The organism is Arthrobacter sp. TMN-49 (assembly GCF_054511095.1).
Window position 1 is genome coordinate 18,831 of record NZ_JBTNDH010000016.1, and the last position, 18,180, is coordinate 37,010.

The 18,180-nt window shown below is 62.4% G+C and carries 17 protein-coding genes and 1 riboswitch; of the genes, 11 read left to right on the forward strand and 6 right to left on the reverse strand.

The window, feature by feature from the left end:
- Window positions 1-195: 195 nt before the first annotated feature.
- The 4 genes from ACX80E_RS09170 to guaB1 form a co-directional block, all read right to left on the reverse strand.
- Entirely contained in the window at window positions 196-726 is a 531-nt protein-coding gene (locus ACX80E_RS09170) for a flavin reductase family protein (RefSeq protein WP_459301663.1), read from the reverse strand.
- Window positions 727-797: 71 nt separating this feature from the next.
- Window positions 798-1,313 (reverse strand): redox-sensitive transcriptional activator SoxR, encoded by a 516-nt coding sequence (gene soxR, locus ACX80E_RS09175; RefSeq protein ID WP_459301609.1) that lies wholly within the window; start codon window positions 1,311-1,313, stop codon window positions 798-800.
- Window positions 1,297-1,839 (reverse strand): gluconokinase, encoded by a 543-nt coding sequence (locus ACX80E_RS09180; protein ID WP_459301610.1) that lies wholly within the window; start codon window positions 1,837-1,839, stop codon window positions 1,297-1,299. Before ACX80E_RS09180 ends, soxR begins: the two co-directional genes overlap by 17 nt.
- A gap of 310 nt (window positions 1,840-2,149) precedes the next feature.
- Window positions 2,150-3,649 carry a GMP reductase gene (gene guaB1 / locus ACX80E_RS09185; protein ID WP_459301611.1) on the reverse strand — a complete coding sequence of 500 codons (1,500 nt, stop codon included), beginning with the start codon at window positions 3,647-3,649 and terminating at the stop codon, window positions 2,150-2,152.
- A gap of 321 nt (window positions 3,650-3,970) precedes the next feature.
- Between guaB1 and ACX80E_RS09190 the strand changes: the two genes are divergently transcribed.
- The 5 genes from ACX80E_RS09190 to ACX80E_RS09210 all read left to right on the forward strand — a co-directional run bounded on the left by ACX80E_RS09190 (window position 3,971) and on the right by ACX80E_RS09210 (window position 10,263).
- Window positions 3,971-7,771 (forward strand): multifunctional oxoglutarate decarboxylase/oxoglutarate dehydrogenase thiamine pyrophosphate-binding subunit/dihydrolipoyllysine-residue succinyltransferase subunit, encoded by a 3,801-nt coding sequence (locus tag ACX80E_RS09190; protein WP_459301612.1) that lies wholly within the window; start codon window positions 3,971-3,973, stop codon window positions 7,769-7,771.
- Between the two features lie 83 nt (window positions 7,772-7,854).
- The gene (locus ACX80E_RS09195; protein ID WP_459301613.1) at window positions 7,855-8,454 is read left to right on the forward strand and encodes a GDSL-type esterase/lipase family protein; all 600 of its coding nucleotides are present in this window, start codon (window positions 7,855-7,857) and stop codon (window positions 8,452-8,454) included.
- A 156-nt stretch (window positions 8,455-8,610) separates the two neighbouring features.
- Window positions 8,611-9,372, forward strand: coding sequence for a PadR family transcriptional regulator (locus ACX80E_RS09200; RefSeq protein ID WP_459301614.1), 762 nt, complete (start codon window positions 8,611-8,613; stop codon window positions 9,370-9,372).
- Between the two features lie 93 nt (window positions 9,373-9,465).
- A complete protein-coding gene (locus ACX80E_RS09205; protein WP_370739471.1) occupies window positions 9,466-9,540 on the forward strand; it encodes a 50S ribosomal protein bL37 in 75 nt (24 codons plus the stop codon).
- 174 nt (window positions 9,541-9,714) lie between these two features.
- Window positions 9,715-10,263 (forward strand): group III truncated hemoglobin, encoded by a 549-nt coding sequence (locus ACX80E_RS09210; protein ID WP_459301615.1) that lies wholly within the window; start codon window positions 9,715-9,717, stop codon window positions 10,261-10,263.
- On the opposite strand, the gene rsrA is transcribed toward ACX80E_RS09210, so the two are convergent.
- Both rsrA and ACX80E_RS09220 read right to left on the reverse strand, forming a co-directional pair.
- Window positions 10,260-10,520: a mycothiol system anti-sigma-R factor gene (rsrA, locus tag ACX80E_RS09215; protein ID WP_459301616.1), complete on the reverse strand. Its 261-nt coding sequence runs from the start codon at window positions 10,518-10,520 to the stop codon at window positions 10,260-10,262. The genes ACX80E_RS09210 and rsrA overlap by 4 nt on opposite strands.
- A 2-nt stretch (window positions 10,521-10,522) precedes the next feature.
- A complete protein-coding gene (locus tag ACX80E_RS09220) occupies window positions 10,523-11,302 on the reverse strand; it encodes a sigma-70 family RNA polymerase sigma factor (RefSeq protein WP_459301617.1) in 780 nt (259 codons plus the stop codon).
- Between the two features lie 206 nt (window positions 11,303-11,508).
- On the opposite strand from ACX80E_RS09220, the gene ACX80E_RS09225 reads away from it, so the two are divergent.
- The 6 genes from ACX80E_RS09225 to ACX80E_RS09250 all read left to right on the forward strand — a co-directional run bounded on the left by ACX80E_RS09225 (window position 11,509) and on the right by ACX80E_RS09250 (window position 18,158).
- Window positions 11,509-12,024 (forward strand): DoxX family protein, encoded by a 516-nt coding sequence (locus ACX80E_RS09225; protein WP_459301618.1) that lies wholly within the window; start codon window positions 11,509-11,511, stop codon window positions 12,022-12,024.
- 6 nt (window positions 12,025-12,030) lie between these two features.
- The gene (gene aroA / locus ACX80E_RS09230) at window positions 12,031-13,350 is read left to right on the forward strand and encodes a 3-phosphoshikimate 1-carboxyvinyltransferase (protein WP_459301619.1); all 1,320 of its coding nucleotides are present in this window, start codon (window positions 12,031-12,033) and stop codon (window positions 13,348-13,350) included.
- Between the two features lie 3 nt (window positions 13,351-13,353).
- On the forward strand, window positions 13,354-14,472 hold the full coding sequence (gene rsgA, locus ACX80E_RS09235; protein ID WP_459301620.1) for a ribosome small subunit-dependent GTPase A: 1,119 nt from the start codon (window positions 13,354-13,356) through the stop codon (window positions 14,470-14,472).
- 204 nt (window positions 14,473-14,676) lie between these two features.
- Window positions 14,677-15,492: a histidinol-phosphatase gene (hisN, locus tag ACX80E_RS09240; RefSeq protein WP_459301621.1), complete on the forward strand. Its 816-nt coding sequence runs from the start codon at window positions 14,677-14,679 to the stop codon at window positions 15,490-15,492.
- A 155-nt stretch (window positions 15,493-15,647) separates the two neighbouring features.
- Window positions 15,648-15,761: riboswitch (SAM riboswitch) on the forward strand.
- Window positions 15,762-15,803: 42 nt separating this feature from the next.
- Entirely contained in the window at window positions 15,804-17,213 is a 1,410-nt protein-coding gene (locus ACX80E_RS09245) for an aminotransferase class V-fold PLP-dependent enzyme (protein ID WP_459301622.1), read from the forward strand.
- 171 nt (window positions 17,214-17,384) lie between these two features.
- Window positions 17,385-18,158, forward strand: coding sequence for a class I SAM-dependent methyltransferase (locus tag ACX80E_RS09250; RefSeq protein ID WP_459301623.1), 774 nt, complete (start codon window positions 17,385-17,387; stop codon window positions 18,156-18,158).
- The last annotated feature ends 22 nt before the right edge of the window (window positions 18,159-18,180 follow it).

The window sequence follows — 18,180 nt, forward strand, 5'->3', positions numbered from 1 at the left end:
CGCCGGGGCCGGCCGCTGCAGCTCCGGGGGAGGCTGGGGAATTGTGGTCACATGTGCGGGGTTTGCCGGCATTGTCAACGGGTTTGCGTGAGCGTCTTGAGGTGCTCCGCAAGCCGTTGCGCCGGCCCCTAGATATACTTTCCATAGGCTATTCAGTGTACATGAGCGCGCCCGCGCGCCCCCCTGATCTTGTCTCTACAGGCCGGGCAAGATGGTGTGCCCACCCAGGCCGTGATAGTTGCGCTGGTGGTACACCAGCGGCACGCCCTGGCGTGTGGGGGCAATAACGTCCAGCACCTCGGCAGCAAGCAGCAAGGAGTTGCCGGCCTCGGTGCGGGTCAGAATTTTTGCTCTCAAAGCGTAACCCCCATGACGCAGCAGAGGCTCACCAGTTTCCAAGGCACGCCAGTCCATGGCGTCGGTGAACCGTTCGGTGACGGGGCTGGCGAAAACCTTGGCCAGATGCAGATCGGCGGCGCACAACAGGTGCACCATGACAGTGTCGGCGACAGCGATGGCTGCAGCGGATCCTGTCTGTGCGGCCAACGAGAAGGCGAGAATGGCCGGTTCTGCCGAGACGGAAGCCACCGAGGAGGCTGTAATGCCCACAGGTCCCGTGCCGGAGTCGGCGGTAATAATGGCAACGCCCGCCGGGTGCTCGCCAAATGCGCTTTTAAAGTCGCCTGTCATATTACGGGCCGGATCGATCTCCGGGCGCACAATCACTGACAAGGTATTCCTCTCGCTGCTGCTGGATCATCTCAGCAACTACCCTAAAACCTCAACCATGGTTGAGGTCAAGTTGGCCCGCCCTGCGGCGGTTGAGCCGTGCCGTCGAAGGCGCGGGCTCCCGGGCCAGCTCCACCCACCTGGTCATCCGGGTTCACAAAGCCGCATTCGGCAAGGGACAAGCAGCCGCAACCAATGCACCCGCCCAGGCTTCCCCGTAGTTTCTCCAGGGCGAGGATGCGCGCATCCAGTTCGTGCTGCCAGGCGGCAGAGAGGCGCTGCCAGTCAGCCTTGGTGGGCACACCGTTGGGCGGCAACTCTGCGAAAGCCTGGGCGATCAGGGCTAGTGGAACACCGGCCCGCTGCGCGGCGCGAATGACTGCCACCCTGCGCAGCACCGGGCGCTGGTAGCGGCGCTGGTTGCCCGCCGTGCGGGTGCTGAAGATCAGCCCCTGCCGCTCATAGAAATGCAGGGCCGAGACGTTGACGCCGGCGCGTTGGGCAACCTGGCCCACGCTTAACTCCTCGTCGGCGCGGCGGGGGTGGCCGGCGTCGTCCTTCAGGGGATCAGTGGGACAGGACACGCCCGATGCCCGCCTGCGCCTCCACCAAGATGGCTGTGATGCCGGCGGACACATCAATGACGACCGCACGCTCATCAACGGCGAGGGGCTCTAGGGCAGCCAGCTGGGAGGTGAGCAGCGACGGCGGCATGAAGTGGCCGGAGCGGCCCTCCAGGCGCGCACTGAGAACCTCAAGCGTTCCGTCCAGGTGCAAAAATATGGTTCCGGGCGCCTTGGCGCGGATCACGTCGCGGTACCGGCGCTTGAGGGCCGAGCACGCAATGACCATGCCTTTGGCCGAGGCGGCTGCCAATTCATCGCCAACAATCCCCAACCAGGGCCACCTGTCCTCATCCGTCAGGGGGGTGCCCTCGGCCATCTTGTGAATGTTGGCCAGCGGGTGCAGGGCGTCGCCGTCCAGGAACGGAAGATTCATGGCGTCGGCCACCAAAGCACCAATGGTGCTCTTGCCGGAGCCGGACACGCCCATAACCACCACTTGCGGGGCAGTGGAGTTCACTTCAGAATCAGACTGCGAGGTATTCATAATCTCCTGTATATCAGGGCCGTCGACGCGAGCCCCCATTGGTGTCCCCCCGTCGTTTGGCTTGTGCCGATCACGGCCTTTGGCGCCATCGAGCAAGGCACGGGCACCTCGGTGATATGGCACGAGATCTCAACAACCTTCAAGGATGCCCGTCCAACACCTACAGCTCGTTCAAGGGGCGGGGCCCTTCACGTTGGCAACCACAACCGCCGCATCATCCCAGCGATTCTGAGAATCGAACGTACAGTTGTTGTGGATTTTTGGCGAGAACATCCACAACAACTGTACGTTCGATGATGTCAGGACGTTGTTACCAGCTTTGCGGCAGCGGCCGACCTTCCTCATAGCCGGCTGCTGACTGCACGCCCACTATGGCCCGTTCCCGGAATTGTGCCAGTGAGGCAGCCCCCGCATAGGTGAACGAGCTGCGCAGCCCCGCCGTAATCATGTCCAGCAGGTCTTCAACCCCTGGCCGGGCCGGATCCAGGTACATCTTGGACGTGGAAATGCCTTCCTCGAAGAGGCCCTTGCGGGCGCGCTCAAACGCCTTGTCCCCCGAGGCCCTGTTTTGCACGGCCCGGGCGGAGGCCATGCCAAAGCTCTCCTTGTAAAGGCGTCCACCGGGGTCGGTCTGCAAGTCTCCGGGGCTTTCGTAGGTGCCGGCAAACCAGGAACCAATCATGACCTGGCTGGCGCCGGCGGCCAGGGCAAGGGCCACGTCCCGCGGATACCGCACGCCGCCGTCGGCCCAGACGTGTGCACCCAACTGTGCAGCCGCCGTCGAGCATTCCAAAACGGCGGAGAACTGGGGCCTGCCGACGGCTGTCATCATGCGGGTGGTGCACATGGCGCCGGGGCCAACCCCCACTTTGAGGATGTCTGCCCCGGCCTCGACCAGATCCTGCACCCCGGCGGCACTGACAACATTGCCGGCAGCCACAGGAACCGGCGGGGCCAGGGCACGCACGGCGCGCAGGGCATCGAGCATCTTCTCCTGGTGGCCGTGGGCCGTGTCAACCACCAGCGCGTCAACCCCATATTCCAGCAGCGCAGCCGCCTTGGCCGCCACGTCGCCGTTGATCCCTACGGCGACGCCCAGGCGGAGTCGGCCGGAATCGTCAAGGGCCGGCTGGTAGATGGTCGACCGCAGGGCACCGGTGCGGGTCAGCACACCCACCACCTCGCCCGAGCGCAAAACTGGCGCGTAGTCAGTTCCGGCGGCGTCCAGCACGGCAAAGGCGTTCCGCAGCGCATCATCTGTGAGCGCCTTGGCCTGGGCGTAGTCCAGAACGCCGGCATCGGCCCGAACCCGAATCTCGTCAAAGGGTGCCGCATCAAGAGTCAGCACATTGGAGCGCATGACCGAGGCAAGGGAAGAGAACCTGTCTACGCCTTCGCAGTCGGTCCCCCGCACCACCCCAACAAAGTCACTGCCGTCAACCACCACCACGGCGTTGTGTGGACGCTTGCTCATCAGGTGCACGGCATCAATAACAATGTCCCCGGCGCCCATCAACAAGGGGGTTTCGTACAGGGAATCGCGCTGCTTGACCCATTCGGTGACAGTTTTCAGCACGTCAAGGGGAATGTCTTGCGGCAAGATGGCCATGCCACCACGCCTGGCAACAGTTTCGGCCATGCGTTTGCCCGAGACGGCTGTCATATTGGCAACCACCAAGGGAATCGTGGTCCCGGTGCCGTCACCGCTTGTCAGGTCAACGTCCAGCCGTGACGTCACAGTGGACCGTGACGGAACAAGGAAGACATCTGAATATGTCAGATCGGTGGCTGGTTGGTTGAGAAAACGCATGGCACTCCTTGCAACTGTGGGACAGTTGGCGGCACCTTGGTGGATGCGGGCCGCCCGGCTTCGAGTCTAGCCAACACGAACCGCCCGGTGCCGAGAATTTGGGCAATTTCTGGGCGCTGATCCGGGCGCGCCACATCACAGATTGGCCTACAAGCCAAATTGCTTACTAGACTTACTGCGGAAGGGGTTTGTTGGACCCCAACCAACTTTCGAATAGGCTACGCAATTTTGCGCCGTCAGCATCCGCCAGATTCGGGTGCCGTCGCCCTGCGCAAGGTTGCACAGCAGGCAATAAAATCTCATGGAAGAGGCGTAATACACGTGCCAGAGCAATCCATCCACCGTCTACCCGAAGAATTTGGCGGCAACGAGTGGCTCGTCGATGAACTGTATGAACGCTACAAGAGCGAAAAAAATTCGGTCGATGCCAAGTGGTGGCCACTCTTTGAGGGTTTCGCTGCTGACGACGCCGCGGGCAACGGACGCCACACAGCTAGCCACGCCACACCCATCACGGCCCAGATCCCAGTAGTTCAAGCGCCTGTAGCCAGGACGACGCCGGCCCCCGCCGCCGGCCGGGCACCTGCCACCCCAGCACAGCCGGTGGCAGCGCAGCCCGCGGCTGCTGCCAAGGCACCGGCCGCCCCGCGGCCTCCTGCCCCTGCCAAGGACGCAGCCCGTACCGGCACCACCCCCATCCCGGCCCAGCTGCCCAAGTCCGCCAAGAACAACGCTGTTCCTGAAGAGGCTGTCCAGACTGTGCTGCGCGGCCCGGCGAAGGCCATCGCCGTGAACATGATCACCAGCTTGGAAGTCCCCACGGCGACCAGCGTTCGCGCCATTCCGGCCAAGCTACTCATTGACAACCGTGTTGTCATCAACTCCAACCTTGCCCGTGCACGTGGCGGCAAGGTCTCCTTCACGCACCTGATCGGCTACGCCGTCATCAAGGCGTTGGGCGAATTCCCGTCCATGAACGTGTACTACGACCAGATCGACGGCAAGCCGGTGGCCGTCCAGCCGCCGCATGTGAACTTTGGTATTGCCATTGACATGCCCAAGCCCGACGGCACACGCCTGCTCATGGTGCCGAACATCAAGCGCGCAGAAACGCTGAACTTCGCCGAGTTCTGGCGCACCTACGAGGACCTGATCAAGCGCGCCCGCGCCGGCAAACTCACAGCCGATGACCACTCCGGGACAACAGTTTCGCTGACCAACCCCGGCGGCATCGGCACCGTTCACTCGGTTCCGCGCCTGTCCAAGGGCCAGGCAGCCATCATTGGCGTTGGCGCACTGGACTACCCTGCCGAATACCAGGGTGCCAGCCCCAAGATCATCGCCCAGAACGCCGTCTCGAAGATCCTGACGCTGACCTCCACCTATGACCACCGCGTCATTCAGGGTGCAGGCTCCGGCGAGTTCTTGAAGCGGGTCCACCAGCTCCTGCTCGGTGCCGATGATTTCTATGATGAGATCTTTGAGTCCCTCCGCATCCCGTACGAGCCCGTGCGGTGGAGCCTTGACCTGCAGGTTGACCCGGCCGATGAGATCAACAAGGTTGCCCGCATCCAGCAGCTGATCCACTCCTACCGTGTGCGCGGCCACCTGATGGCAGACACCGATCCGCTGGAGTATGTCCAGCGCAAGCACGCGGATCTGGACGTGCTCACCTATGGCCTGACGCTGTGGGATCTTGACCGCGAATGGCCTACCGGCGGCTTCGGTGGCAAGGCGAAACTGCTGTTGCGCGATATTTTGGGTGTGCTCCGTGACGCCTACTGCCGCACCACCGGCGTGGAGTACATGCATATTCAAGAACCCGAGCAGCGCGAATGGTTCCAGAACGAGCTGGAGCACCCTTACTCCAAGCCCAGCCGTGAAGAGCAGTTGCGCATTGTCTCCAAACTGAACTCGGCGGAGGCGTTTGAGACGTTCCTGCAGACCAAGTTTGTTGGGCAGAAGCGGTTCTCCCTGGAGGGTGGCGAATCCTTGATTCCGCTGCTGGATTCCATCATCTCCGATGCTGCCGACGACGGTCTGGATGAGGTGGCCATTGGTATGGCTCACCGTGGCCGCCTGAACGTGCTCACCAACATTGCGGGCAAGACTTACGCCCAGGTGTTCCGCGAATTTGAGGGCACCCAGGACGTTCGCAGCGTGCAGGGCTCGGGCGACGTGAAATACCACTTGGGCACCGAGGGTACTTTCACGTCCGACGCCGGCAACGAGACGAAGGTTTACCTCGCCGCCAACCCGTCCCACCTGGAAGCTGTTGACGGTGTCCTTGAGGGCATTGTCCGCGCCAAGCAGGACCGTTTGGACCAGGGCGAGAACTTCCCCGTGCTGCCGATCATGATTCACGGTGACGCCGCCTTTGCCGGCCAGGGTGTTGTTGCAGAAACCCTGAACCTTTCCCAGCTGCGCGGATACCGCACAGGTGGAACCATTCACGTTGTTGTCAACAACCAGGTTGGCTTCACCACGGCGCCGTCGTCCTCACGCTCATCGGTGTACTCCACCGATGTCGCCAAGATGATTCAGGCCCCCGTGTTCCATGTGAACGGTGACGATCCCGAGGCAGTGGTACGTACAGCCCAGCTGGCCTACCAGTTCCAGCAGCGTTTCCGCAAGGACGTTGTCATCGACATGGTCTGCTACCGCCGTCGTGGTCACAACGAGGGTGATGACCCCTCGATGACACAGCCGCTCATGTACAACCTGATCGAGGCCAAGCGTTCAGTGCGCCGTCTCTACACCGAGGCTTTGATTGGCCGTGGCGACATCACCGAAGAGGAAGCCACGCAGCTCCTGCGTGACTACCAGGAACGTCTGGAACGTGTTTTTGCTGAAACGCACGCAGCCCAGACCTCCCCCATCCCGATCGTCACCAAGGATGCTGCGGCCGTTTCCGACCTGGAGCGCCCCATCGCTCAGCAGAGCGATTCCGGCGTGAACGATCCCCAGATCACCGCCATCAGCGCCGAAATGCTGGCCAGGATTGGTTCCGTCCACACGCAGATCCCCGTAGGCTTTGAGGTTCACCAGAAGCTCAAGCCCCTGCTGGAAAAGCGTGAGGCGATGTCCCGCGAGGGCAACATCGACTGGGGCTTTGGCGAGCTGTCAGCGTTTGGCTCATTGCTGATTGAGGGCGTCCCTGTCCGCATGGCCGGCCAGGACTCACGCCGCGGCACCTTCGTGCAGCGTCACGCAGTCTTCCACGACCGTGCCAATGGCGAGGTCTGGACACCGCTGCGGGACCTGAGCGAAGACCAGGCCAAACTGTGGATCTATGATTCCCTGCTCAGCGAATACGCCGCCATGGGCTTTGAGTACGGCTATTCGGTGGAGCGTCCGGACGCACTGGTTGTGTGGGAAGCGCAGTTTGGTGACTTCGTCAATGGTGCACAAACAGTCATCGACGAGTTCATCTCTTCGGCCGAGCAAAAGTGGGGTCAGCGTTCCTCACTGGTGCTGATGTTGCCGCACGGCTATGAAGGCCAGGGTCCTGACCACTCCTCGGCACGCATTGAGCGTTTCATGCAGATGTGTGCCGAAGAGAACATGATTGTGGCTAACCCCACCACACCGGCCTCCCACTTCCACCTGCTCCGTCGCCAGGCTTACCTCCGCCCGCGCAAGCCGTTGATCATTTTCACCCCGAAGCAGTTGCTGCGCCTGAAGGCTGCAGCGTCCTCGGTGGCGGACTTCACCACAGGCGGCTTCCGCCCGGTGATTGGCGAACATGCAGCCGTGGACAACAACGCAGTGGACCGCGTTGTGCTGGTCTCCGGCCGCCTGTACTACGACCTCCTCGCAGCACGCGATAAGGCAGGAGACAACAAGGTTGCCATCATCCGTGTGGAGCAGCTGTACCCGCTGCCGCTGGCGGAGATCAAGGCTGAACTGGCCAAGTACCCCAATGCCGAGCTGGTCTGGGCACAGGACGAACCCGCTAACCAGGGTCCGTGGCCGTTCATGGGCCTGAACTTGGCCCCTGTTCTGGAGCAGAAGCTGAACCGGGTATCACGCCCGGCCTCGGCGTCCACGGCAACAGGTTCGGCCAAGAACCACGCGGTTGAACAGACCTTGCTGATCAAGCAGGCCTTCGAGCGTAGCTAGAGCGTTTTTGATGCCCGGTCTGCATTATCAGGCCGGGCATCTTTTCTTGTGACTTCAATTTTTGTAGGAATGAAAGGGGCGCCGTGGACAAGCGGGAACTGCGCATTGTGGCTGTTGGGGACGAGTTAGTGGCGGGTGTGGGCGATCCCCGCGCATTGGGCTGGCTAGGCAGGGTATTGGCAAGGACTCCACAGGACACCGTCTCGGTTGAGTCGTTTGTTCTGGCGTCTCCGCGCGAGGGCACCGAGACGCTGGCGGGCCGTTGGCTGCACGAGGCCGGCCGACGTTTTGATGACTTTCATGAGAACCGGCTTGTCATTGGCCTCTCCGCCCGTGACATTGAGTACGGTTTGTCCACTGCCCGCAGCCGGTTGAATCTGGCCAATATTTTAGATGGTGCCACCCAGCTGAACATTCCCGTGTTTGTGGTGGGCCCACCGCCGACGCTGGATCCTGCACTGAACCGCAAGGTGGCGGAGCTCAACGCAGCGTTTGCCGATGTCACCACCCGTCGCAAGCACCACTACGTTGACACCTTCGCCCCGTTGCAGAACCACGAACAGTGGCGCAATGACATAGCGGCCAATGCCGGCTCCCCCGGTCAGGCCGGTTACGGCCTCATGGCGTGGCTGGTGTTGCACCGCGGCTGGTACCAGTGGTTGGATCTGCCCGAGGCTGACTGATCCTCCCCTAACCTGCGCAACTGACCCGCAGGAAACGCCGAAAATCGCGCTAAAAGCGCGTGTTTTCGGCGTTTTCTGCGGGTCAGTTGTTCGTGGACCGTCAACGCCGCCACCTGGTTGCCGCGTCTGATCAACTTTCAGCAGGGCGCTAGTGCCGTGATCAGCAGCGCCGTTCCCCCGGGCGCGTTTGTCTGGTCAAGCACAGTCAATGGCGACGGCATGGTCAGTGGCAGCGCCAAGACAACGCTGCGCACAGTCACCCTTTCCCTGATGTCCGATGCCACCGAAGGGCTGCTGACCCTGGACACCGTGAGCGGGGAAATCATTGCCCACGCCCTTCGCCTGTACTTACTCGCTGTTCTGGAGGAAGGCCCCCAACACGGCTATGAGATCATTCGCGCCTTAACCGACCGCTTCGGTGGCACCTATTCCCCGAGTGCAGGGACTGTATACCCGCGGCTGGCGAAACTTCAGGAGGAGCGGCTGCTGCAGACCACCATGGAGGGGCGGCGCACCGTCTACTCCCTGACAGCTGCGGGCCGGTCCGAGCTTGAACAACGCCGCCATGAGCTCAACGAGGTTCAGGCCAGAATTTCTGCCTCCGTGCGAAGGCTCGCAGACGATATTCGGGTGGATGTGCAGGAAAACATGCGCAGCCTGCGGGCAGATCTGGCAGCCAGCGCCGAAACCGCCAAAACCCAGGCCCACCACGCGGCACGAACAACGCGAAGCGAAACCGTTGTCACCGGAAAGCAACTCAAGGAGGCCGAGTTCCTGCTGCAAAAATTCCGCGATGACCTGCGGCTGGACTTGCGCCTGCACGCAGCCCGGAACGGTCTGGACGAGCTAGACCTTGTGACGCTCGGAACCGTCCTGAACCAGTCAGCCATCGCCATCCGGGCTTCGTTGAAGAAGTGAATGGTCCTCTCGGTTAGGCACGCATGAGTCACTTATGCCAAAATGGGTAAGGATCGTTTTTTTGAAGGTCTTTCTAGATGATTGGAGACAGCTATGTCGAAGCGTTCACGTAAGCGTCGGGATCGTAAAAAGGGCGGCGCTAACCACGGTAAGCGTCCCAACACGTAAGTCTTGACGTAACAAATGCGAAAGCCCGCTCCGCCATTCGGCGGGGCGGGCTTTTGTGCTCCCGCACCGGTGCGCATGCGCCGGCGCAAAGCTAAGCTGGAAGTGTAACTTCCCCACCCGTTGTGAAGGCAAGGAAATGGTCCCCATCGTGCTGCTCACCCTATTGGACTGCCAGTGGCAGGAATCCCGATTGCCTTGGCAGTAACGGGCCGGGCAACCATGGGCAGTCAAGCACCAAACTCCGGCAGAACGACGTCGAACCTCCACGCCTACACAGCTTCGGAAGTGCCCGAACCGGTGGTTCAGCTCCCCGATATCGCCAACCGGGCGGACATCCTTGAGCTGGTGGAGACTTTTTACACCAAGGCTTTTGCCGACGACCTGCTGGGGCCCATCTTCACGGAGGTGGCGCACCTTGACCTTGACTTGGCCGAGCATCTGCCCATCATGGCTGACTTCTGGCAGACCGTGCTGTTCAAGGCCGGACTCTACAAACGCAATGCCCTGAATATCCACTTTGACGTTGATGCCAAGGAACCACTGACCGGGGAGCACTTCAATCGGTGGCTGACACTGTGGAGCAGCACCGTGGACATGCTCTTTGCCGGGGAAAAGGCTGAGCTGGCAAAAGCACAAGCACATGTGATCGCCGGCTCAATGCACCGCCGGGTGACGGGCCGGCCGGCCAGTTCCCTCGGCACCATCACGCAGCGGCCTGGCTAGACGGCTGCGGGCTTGTTCTCATGCAGGCGCGCCAGAATAGCTGCCTTGAGGGTTTCCGGAGCCGCTTCCTTGCAGGAACGCTTAACAACCGTGCGGATGACGCATTCCAAGTCATACTGGTGCGCGCAGTCCTCGCAGCCGTCCAGGTGGGTTTTGATCTCGGTGATGTCATCCAGGGACAGTGCCCCATCCAGGTACTCGTAGATCCGACCGATCCGTTCGTCGTCGCAATCGCCGAGGCTTTGGCAGTCGCCCATGATTATTTCTCCGTTTCCGTCAGTTGAGTGGTGTCCTTGACATAGCCGCGATCGACGGCGTAGTCGGCCAACATATCTCGCAAAAGCTTCCGTCCCCTGTGCAACCGTGACATCACGGTGCCAATGGGGGTGTTCATGATCTCTGAAATCTCTTTGTACGCAAAGCCTTCCACATCGGCAAAATACACCGCGAGCCGGAACTCTTCCGGGATGGCCTGCAAGGCGTTCTTCACATCAGAATCCGGCAAGTGATCCAGCGCATCCGCCTCGGCCGAACGCAAACCCCGGGAGGTGTGCGACTCCGCCCGGGCCAGCTGCCAGTCCTCAACGCTGTCGGCGTTGGACTGGAGGGGTTCGCGCTGCCGCTTACGGTACAAGTTGATGTACGTGTTGGTCAGAATCCTGTACAGCCACGCCTTGAGGTTGGTGCCGGGCTTGTACTGGTGAAAAGCCGAGAACGCCTTGGTGTAGGCCTCCTGCACCAGATCCTCGGCGTCACTGGGGTTGCGGGCCATGCGCATGGCCGCTGAGTACAGTTGGTCAACATAGACCATGGCGTCACGCTCAAAGCGCGCACGCCTAGCGTCAGCGGTTTCGGCGGCAACGTCCACCGCCTCCACATCAGTGCTCTGCACAGGCGAGGATTGCGCAGCGTTGGACGGCTCGGCGTCGAGGATCGGCGCAGCTGACTCAATGGTTTGCTCAGGCTCGGAAATGTTCATCACTGTTGAGTCTATGCTCAGACTCAGCTTCAGGGCTGCCGAATGGTTCAGTGTCTGCATTGCCGCCTTTCGCTCGCATGGTTTGTCTGCCCGGCCGGCCCCCTACAGGACAGGCCGCCTATCTACTAAACCGGGGAACGGCGTCGGATATTCCGCAAACTCGGCATCAGCGAATCAGACGTGGGAGACTTAGACACAACATTGGCGTTCCGTTTGGCCGGCAGAAAAGTCAGCGGGATGCACAGAGCACCACCAAGGAGGCCTTCTTGTCCATTGTTCGCGCACTTGCCCGCCCCATGCTGGCATCATCATTCATCCTTGCCGGCCTTGACCGGCTGCGCCACGCAGACCAAACAGCTGCGCAGTTGCGGCCCGTTCTGCAGCCGCTCAGTGCCGCTTTGCCCATGGAAGTCAGCGAAAAGTCACTGGCCCGAGTGCTGGCCGGAACACAGGTCGGCGCAGGCATTTTGTTGGCCACAGGGAAATGCTCCCGCGCCGCAGCGATGGTGCTCGCCGTCACGGCCGGGCTGAACACAGTGGTGGAGTACCGCACCGCCGAGCCCACCAACAAGGAAAACCGCTCCCACCGCCGCCATCAGCTGGCCAAGAACATTGGTCTGGTGGGTGGTGCGCTGCTGGCCAGTGTGGATACAGCAGGACGCCCCGGCCTGGCGTGGCGGGCGGAAAAGCTGCTCAAAACCGGCAAGAAGACCACACACAAGCAACTGAAGAATGCGGACAAGACAGTTCGCGCGTTAGCTCACGACGTGACAGGACAGTAATAACCCATGACCGCAGCCCATTGGCCCGCGCCTTTCTCCACAACACCCTTGGACGCCACTGTCACCATCCCGGCCTCTAAATCGCTGACCAACAGGTATCTTGTCCTCGCCGCCATTGCCGACGGCGAATCCCGCTTGCGTGCGCCCCTACAGTCCCGCGACTCCGACCTGATGATTGCTGCGCTGCGTGCCATGGGTGCCACCATTACGGAGCTTCCCGGCAGCGGGGCTGTCCCCGATCTTGTGGTCACACCCATCCCCGCCGATCATGTGGCGCCCAAGGATGGTATCAGGGTGGACTGCGGACTCGCTGGCACTGTCATGCGTTTTGTTCCCCCGCTGGCTGCCCTGGTCTCTGGTGCCGTGACGTTCGACGGCGATCCCGCAGCTCTTGTTCGCCCCATGGCTCCGATTGTGGCCGCGTTGGAGGGCCTTAGCGTATGGGTGGAGGACGGCGAGGATGGCTTCTTGCCGTTCACCGTGCACGGCACGGGCGATGTTGCGGGCGGCCACGTGCGCGTGGATGCCGGCGGTTCCTCGCAGTTCATTTCCGCCATGTTGCTGGTGGCCCCACGTTTCACCCAGGGCCTGCACCTGGAACACACCGGTGATTCGGTGCCCAGCCTTGACCACATCTCGATGACAGTGGCGATCCTGCGAACCGTGGGTGTTGTTATTGACGATTCCACCCCGAATCACTGGATCGTTGCACCCGGCCCTGTCGCCGCCTTTGACGTGGTGCTGGAACAAGACCTCTCCAACGCCGGCCCGTTCCTGGCTGCCGCCCTCGCCACCCGTGGCACGGTCCGCATCCCCAACTGGCCTGCCAACACCACCCAGGTCGGTGACAAGTGGCGTGAAATCCTGCCCCAGTTCGGCGCCACAGTCACCTTGGAAGACGGTGTCTTGACTGTCACCGGCGGCCCCGAAATCCGTGGCGTGGACATTGCTGACACCAGCGAGCTGGCGCCGTCAACGGCAGCCCTGTGCGCCTTGGCCGCAACACCGTCACGGCTGCGCGGCATTTCGCATCTGCGCGGGCACGAAACCGACCGCTTGGCTGCCCTGGTAACTGAAATCAACGCCCTGGGCGGCAACGCCGAAGAGACAGAGGACGGGCTGATCATCACCCCGGCCCCGCTCCGAGGCGGGGTGTTCCACAGCTACCACGATCACCGCATGGCAACTGCTGGCGCCATCATCGGCCTGGCCGTGCCCGGCGTCGAGGTTGAGAACATTGGCACCACAGCCAAAACAATGCCCGATTTCCCGGCCATGTGGGCGGCCATGGTTTCACAGACCGCGGCGGCCGGCGCAAAGGCGTAAGGCATGGCAAAGGACTACAGCAACTGGGACGAATCCGATGTCCGGGTCAGGGCCAATAAAAAGGGCAGCCGGCCCCGCACCAAGGACAGGCCAGCCTACGGGGAAGCCGTCATTGGCCGCATTGTCACGGTTGACCGCGGACGCTACACGGCCATTGTCGATGAGAATGAGCCCACCGAACGCACACTGATTGCGGCCAGGGCTAGGGAACTGCGGCGAAATCCCGTGGTGGCCGGGGACTTTGTGGCACTGGTTGGTGACGTGACGGGCAAGCCCGACACCTTATCCCGGCTGGTACGGATCGAGGAACGCCGGACGCTGCTGCGCCGCAGCGCCGATGACACCGATCCCGTGGAGCGCGTGGTGGTGGCCAATGCCGACCAGCTGGTCATTGTGGTGGCCGCTGCCAACCCCGAACCGCGCACAGGATTCATCGACAGGGCTTTGGTGGCAGCCTACGACTCCGGCATTGAACCGCTGCTCTTGATCACCAAGACCGACATCAAGGATCCGGCAGAGCTGCTGGCCAACTATGAGCACCTGGACATGACAGTCATTATCAGCCGGACGGCTGCTGACGGTGCTTCCGGCATCGATGCCCGCAGCGACGACGGCGACTCCGCCCTGCTGGCAGGTGGTGCCGTGGAGCAATTGCACGGCTACCTCAACGGCAAGGTCAGCGTCATGGTGGGCCACTCCGGCGTGGGAAAGTCCACCATGGTCAACGCCCTGACGGGTTCCCAGCGGGCCACCGGCGGCGTCAATGCCGTCACGGGCCGCGGGCGCCACACCTCCTCATCGGCGCTCGCCCTGCGGATCGAAGACGGCAAACCCGGCTCCTGGATCATTGACACCCCGGGCATCCGCTCCTTCGGACTGGCCCATGTGAACCCCAATAGGATTTTGCAGGCCTTCCCGGACCTGCAGCCCGGCACCGACGACTGCGAACGCGGTTGCAAGCATGACAGTGTCGCGGTGAACTGCGGCCTGGACCCCTATGTGGCTGCAGGGCTCGCCGGCGACGCCGGACCGGCCCGTCTGGCCTCACTGCGCCGCCTGCTGGGCACCAGCGACAGGACAGAGGGCCGCGCAGCGGAGAAGGAACTGGGCATCATCGAGTAACTGCGGCGAAGCCACCGTGGGCCCAACCGTTGCACCTCGCAGGCGGATCCGACATTTTTTGTAGGCGACGTAGAGGAGACGCCAAAGGCCGCCCGCGGCCGACGCGTCGGATAGTCGCCGGAAAAATGCCGGATCCGGCTGCCCGACCTCCCCCGCTGTGCGTCATCCCGCAGTATTGACCCAACTACCGATAGCGTGTTGTACATGACGATTGAACCCCAGACGTACAACGACGATCTCCGCCTGGCCCATGTTTTGGCGGACAGCGTGGATTCGCTGACCATGGCCCGCTTCAAGGCCCTTGATCTGGAAGTTGAGACCAAGCCCGATCTGACACCGGTGACGGATGCGGACAAGGCGGCCGAGGAATCAATCCGCAGCCAGCTTTCCCGGGTTCGCCCGCGCGATGCGGTGCTGGGCGAAGAGTTCGGCAGCACCGGTCATGGAACGCGTCGCTGGATCATCGATCCCATTGACGGCACCAAGAACTTTGTGCGCGGGGTGCCTGTCTGGGCCACGCTGATCGCCCTGGTCGATGAGGGCCGCCCCGTTGTTGGCTTGGTGAGCGCCCCCGCCCTGGGCAAACGGTGGTGGGCCGCCGAGGGCACAGGTGCTTACATGGGCAGGTCATTGGCCGCAGCCACTCGCATCCGCGTCTCCAATGTTGCAGAGCTCAAGGACGCCTCACTGTCCTATTCTTCGCTGAGCGGCTGGGCTGAGCGGGGTAATCGTGACGAGTTCATTTCGCTCACCGACGACGTCTGGCGCACCCGCGCGTACGGAGACTTCTGGTCCTACTGCATGGTTGCCGAGGGCAGCGTGGACATCGCCTGCGAGCCCGAATTGAACCTGTACGACATGGCCGCCCTGGTGCCAATCGTGACCGAGGCTGGTGGCCGCTTCACCTCCCTGGAAGGCGCGGACGGCCCCTTCGGCGGCAACGCCCTGGCCACCAATTCCATCTTGCACACGGAAGTTTTGCAGCGCCTGAACCCCAATTGGGATGATTTGCTGGGCTAGAACCAAATAGCTCAAGTGTGTTAAGAACGACGGCGGCTTCCGCCGTCGTTCTTTTTTGTCCACCCGGCGCCGGTTCGGCCCCGGTTCCGCGGCAGAGGGATTTTGTGACGTAACAAATGCGAGAAGGACATTCTTGGGCTACTGTTTTTGGCATAGGTCACGAGTGCCAGCGCTAAACCCCGGTTTGCTGGCCGGCAACCCTCCTTTCGCGGCGGGGTGCCCCGGGTGACGACCTGGCCAGGCCGGAACGGTCATGGCAAGCGCGGACTTCTTGGCTCCCTCCAAGGGTCCTTCCGTCGAAGGAATTATCGATGAGCAACGCCCTTTTGGAAAAAACCTCCCTGGTCAACTCCCCCTTGTTGCCGGTGGTGGGCCAGGATTTATCCGCCCCCTTGATCCACGGTGGTCAGATACGTTACGCCAACCTTGACTACGCTGCATCGGCCCCGGCCCTTGAGGACGTGGCCGAACACCTGAACGAGGTGTTGCCGTACTACGCCAGCGTGCACCGGGGCGCGGGATTTGCCTCCCAGGTGAGCACCTCCGTGTATGAAAATGCCCGCACAATTGTGGCCGACTTTGTGGGCGCGCGCCCCGACGACACAGTCATCTTCACGCGCAACACCACCGATTCGCTGAACGTTTTGGCTGGTTGCGTGCAGAGCCTGCTGACCCAAAAGGGTTTCACCGAGGGCCGTTCCAACGCCCACGGCGAAGTTTTGTACCTGGACATTGAGCACCACGCCAACTTGCTCCCGTGGCAGGCGCTGCCGCACCGATCGGTGGTGGCCGCCGAGTCCATCACAGCAACCCTTGCTCGCGTTGAGACACAGCTGCGGGCCGGCAACGTGCTGCTCCTGGCTGTCACGGGTGCATCGAACGTGACAGGTGAGGTGCTGCCCGTGAACGAACTTGCCGCACTGGCCCACAGCTACGGCGCACGCATTGTTGTCGATGCGGCCCAGCTGGCCCCGCACCGCCGCATCGACCTAAACGCCAGCGGGATCGACTATCTGGCCTTCTCCGGCCACAAGCTGTACGCCCCCTTTGGTGCGGGCGTTTTGGTGGGTCGCTCGGATTGGCTGGATGCGGGCAAACCGCACCTGGCCGGTGGCGGGGCCGTGAAGGAAGTCCGTTTGGAATCGACAAGATGGAGCGAGGGCCCCGCCCGTCACGAGGCCGGCTCCCCCAACGTCCTGGGTGCCGCCACCTTGGCGAAGGCTGCCACCGCCTTGGCAGCGCTTGACGCCAAGGACTGGCACAGCCACGAACAGCAATTGCGGGAGTACCTGGTGGCTGGCTTCGCCGCGGTGGACGGCGTCAACGTCCATGCGCTGTTCACCGACTCCACCGACTACCCCGAGTGCGGGAGCATCGGTGTGGTGAACTTTTCCGTCACCGGGTACGACGCCGGGCTGGTCGCCGCATATTTGTCAGCCGAACACGGCGTGGGCGTGCGTGACGGCAAGTTCTGCGCCCACCCGCTGCTGAACCGTTTGGGCTTACCATCGGGATCCTTGCGCGCCAGCTTCGGTGTGGGCTCCCGGCTTGAGGACGCCGCGCGCCTGCTCGAGGGCGTGAGCACCCTGCTGCGCGACGGGCTCGGCTGGGACTATGTGGTTGATGCAGGGCGCTGGATTCCAGCCAATGACAACCGCGTGTACCCGGAGTGGGCGCCGAACACGCCCGGCACCGCCGGCGCAGCCCCCTGCAACACCTAGAAAAAACACACCCTCTCGCAGCAATGGTCAGTTCTTTCGGATCCCTATCGCACCCGGTGAGACAGCGTCCGGCAAAAACCAGCCATTGCTGCGATAGCGTTTGGGTGGGCAGGTTGACTCCACCACGGGTATTGTTGAACGGGCAAAACGGCACAACTTTTCGGGGGCACCATGGCAGGGGTAGGCGGACCGGTCTTTGACGCCGAACGGCGCAGGCATATGGGCGCGGCCTTCTTAGAAGGCGGGAGCCACTACCACAAGGTCCGCCCCAGCTACCCCGATGATTCCCTTGACTGGTTGATTGCCGCTTCCCCGCGTCCTATCCAAGACGTCCTTGATGTGGGCGCGGGAACAGGGAAGTACACACAACTATTGGCCCAGCACGGCTGGTCGCTGACCGCCGTGGACCCCTCGGCGGACATGCTGGCCCAGTTGCTGGCGGACCTGCCCCACACAACCACCATTGTCGGCACGGCCGAGCACCTTGAGCTGGCCACCTCCTCGATGGATCTGGCAGTTGTGGCACAAGCCTGGCACTGGTGCGACCCCCTCGCCGCCAGCACCGAGATTGCTCGGACGCTGCGCCCGGGCGGCACCCTGGGATTGATCTGGAACCAGCTCGACGTCGGTGTCCCGTGGGTTCACCGCCTGGCCCGCATCATGCACGCCGGAGACGTGCACAAGCCTGATTTCCGCCCCACCGTCGGAAAAGAATTCGCCGCACCCCAGGTTCACAACACCCGGTGGATGCAACAGGTGACGCCCGAGGCCATCATGGAGCTCGCCAAGTCCCGCAGCTACTACCTCAAGGCGGCCGATCCCATCCGCGCCAGGGTCATGACGAATCTCCGGTGGTACCTCCTTGAGCATCTGGGCCACTTCGCTGAGGAGGAACTCCAGCTGCCCTATGTGGCCCAGACGTGGCGCACGCACAAGCTCGGCTAGACCCGTGAACCCGGCCCGAGTT

Bases quoted from the DNA above. Each gene is read 5' to 3' on its own strand.
- ACX80E_RS09180 (WP_459301610.1), bottom strand. From the start codon at position 1,839: ATGAATACCTCGCAGTCTGATTCTGAAGTGAACTCCACTGCCCCGCAA.
- ACX80E_RS09220 (WP_459301617.1), bottom strand. From the start codon at position 11,302: ATGCAGACACTGAACCATTCGGCAGCCCTGAAGCTGAGTCTGAGCATA.
- rsgA (WP_459301620.1), top strand. From the start codon at position 13,354: ATGGCAAAGGACTACAGCAACTGGGACGAATCCGATGTCCGGGTCAGG.
- hisN (WP_459301621.1), top strand. From the start codon at position 14,677: ATGACGATTGAACCCCAGACGTACAACGACGATCTCCGCCTGGCCCAT.
- rsrA (WP_459301616.1), bottom strand. From the start codon at position 10,520: ATGGGCGACTGCCAAAGCCTCGGCGATTGCGACGACGAACGGATCGGT.
- ACX80E_RS09245 (WP_459301622.1), top strand. From the start codon at position 15,804: ATGAGCAACGCCCTTTTGGAAAAAACCTCCCTGGTCAACTCCCCCTTG.
- guaB1 (WP_459301611.1), bottom strand. From the start codon at position 3,649: ATGCGTTTTCTCAACCAACCAGCCACCGATCTGACATATTCAGATGTC.
- aroA (WP_459301619.1), top strand. From the start codon at position 12,031: ATGACCGCAGCCCATTGGCCCGCGCCTTTCTCCACAACACCCTTGGAC.
- ACX80E_RS09250 (WP_459301623.1), top strand. From the start codon at position 17,385: ATGGCAGGGGTAGGCGGACCGGTCTTTGACGCCGAACGGCGCAGGCAT.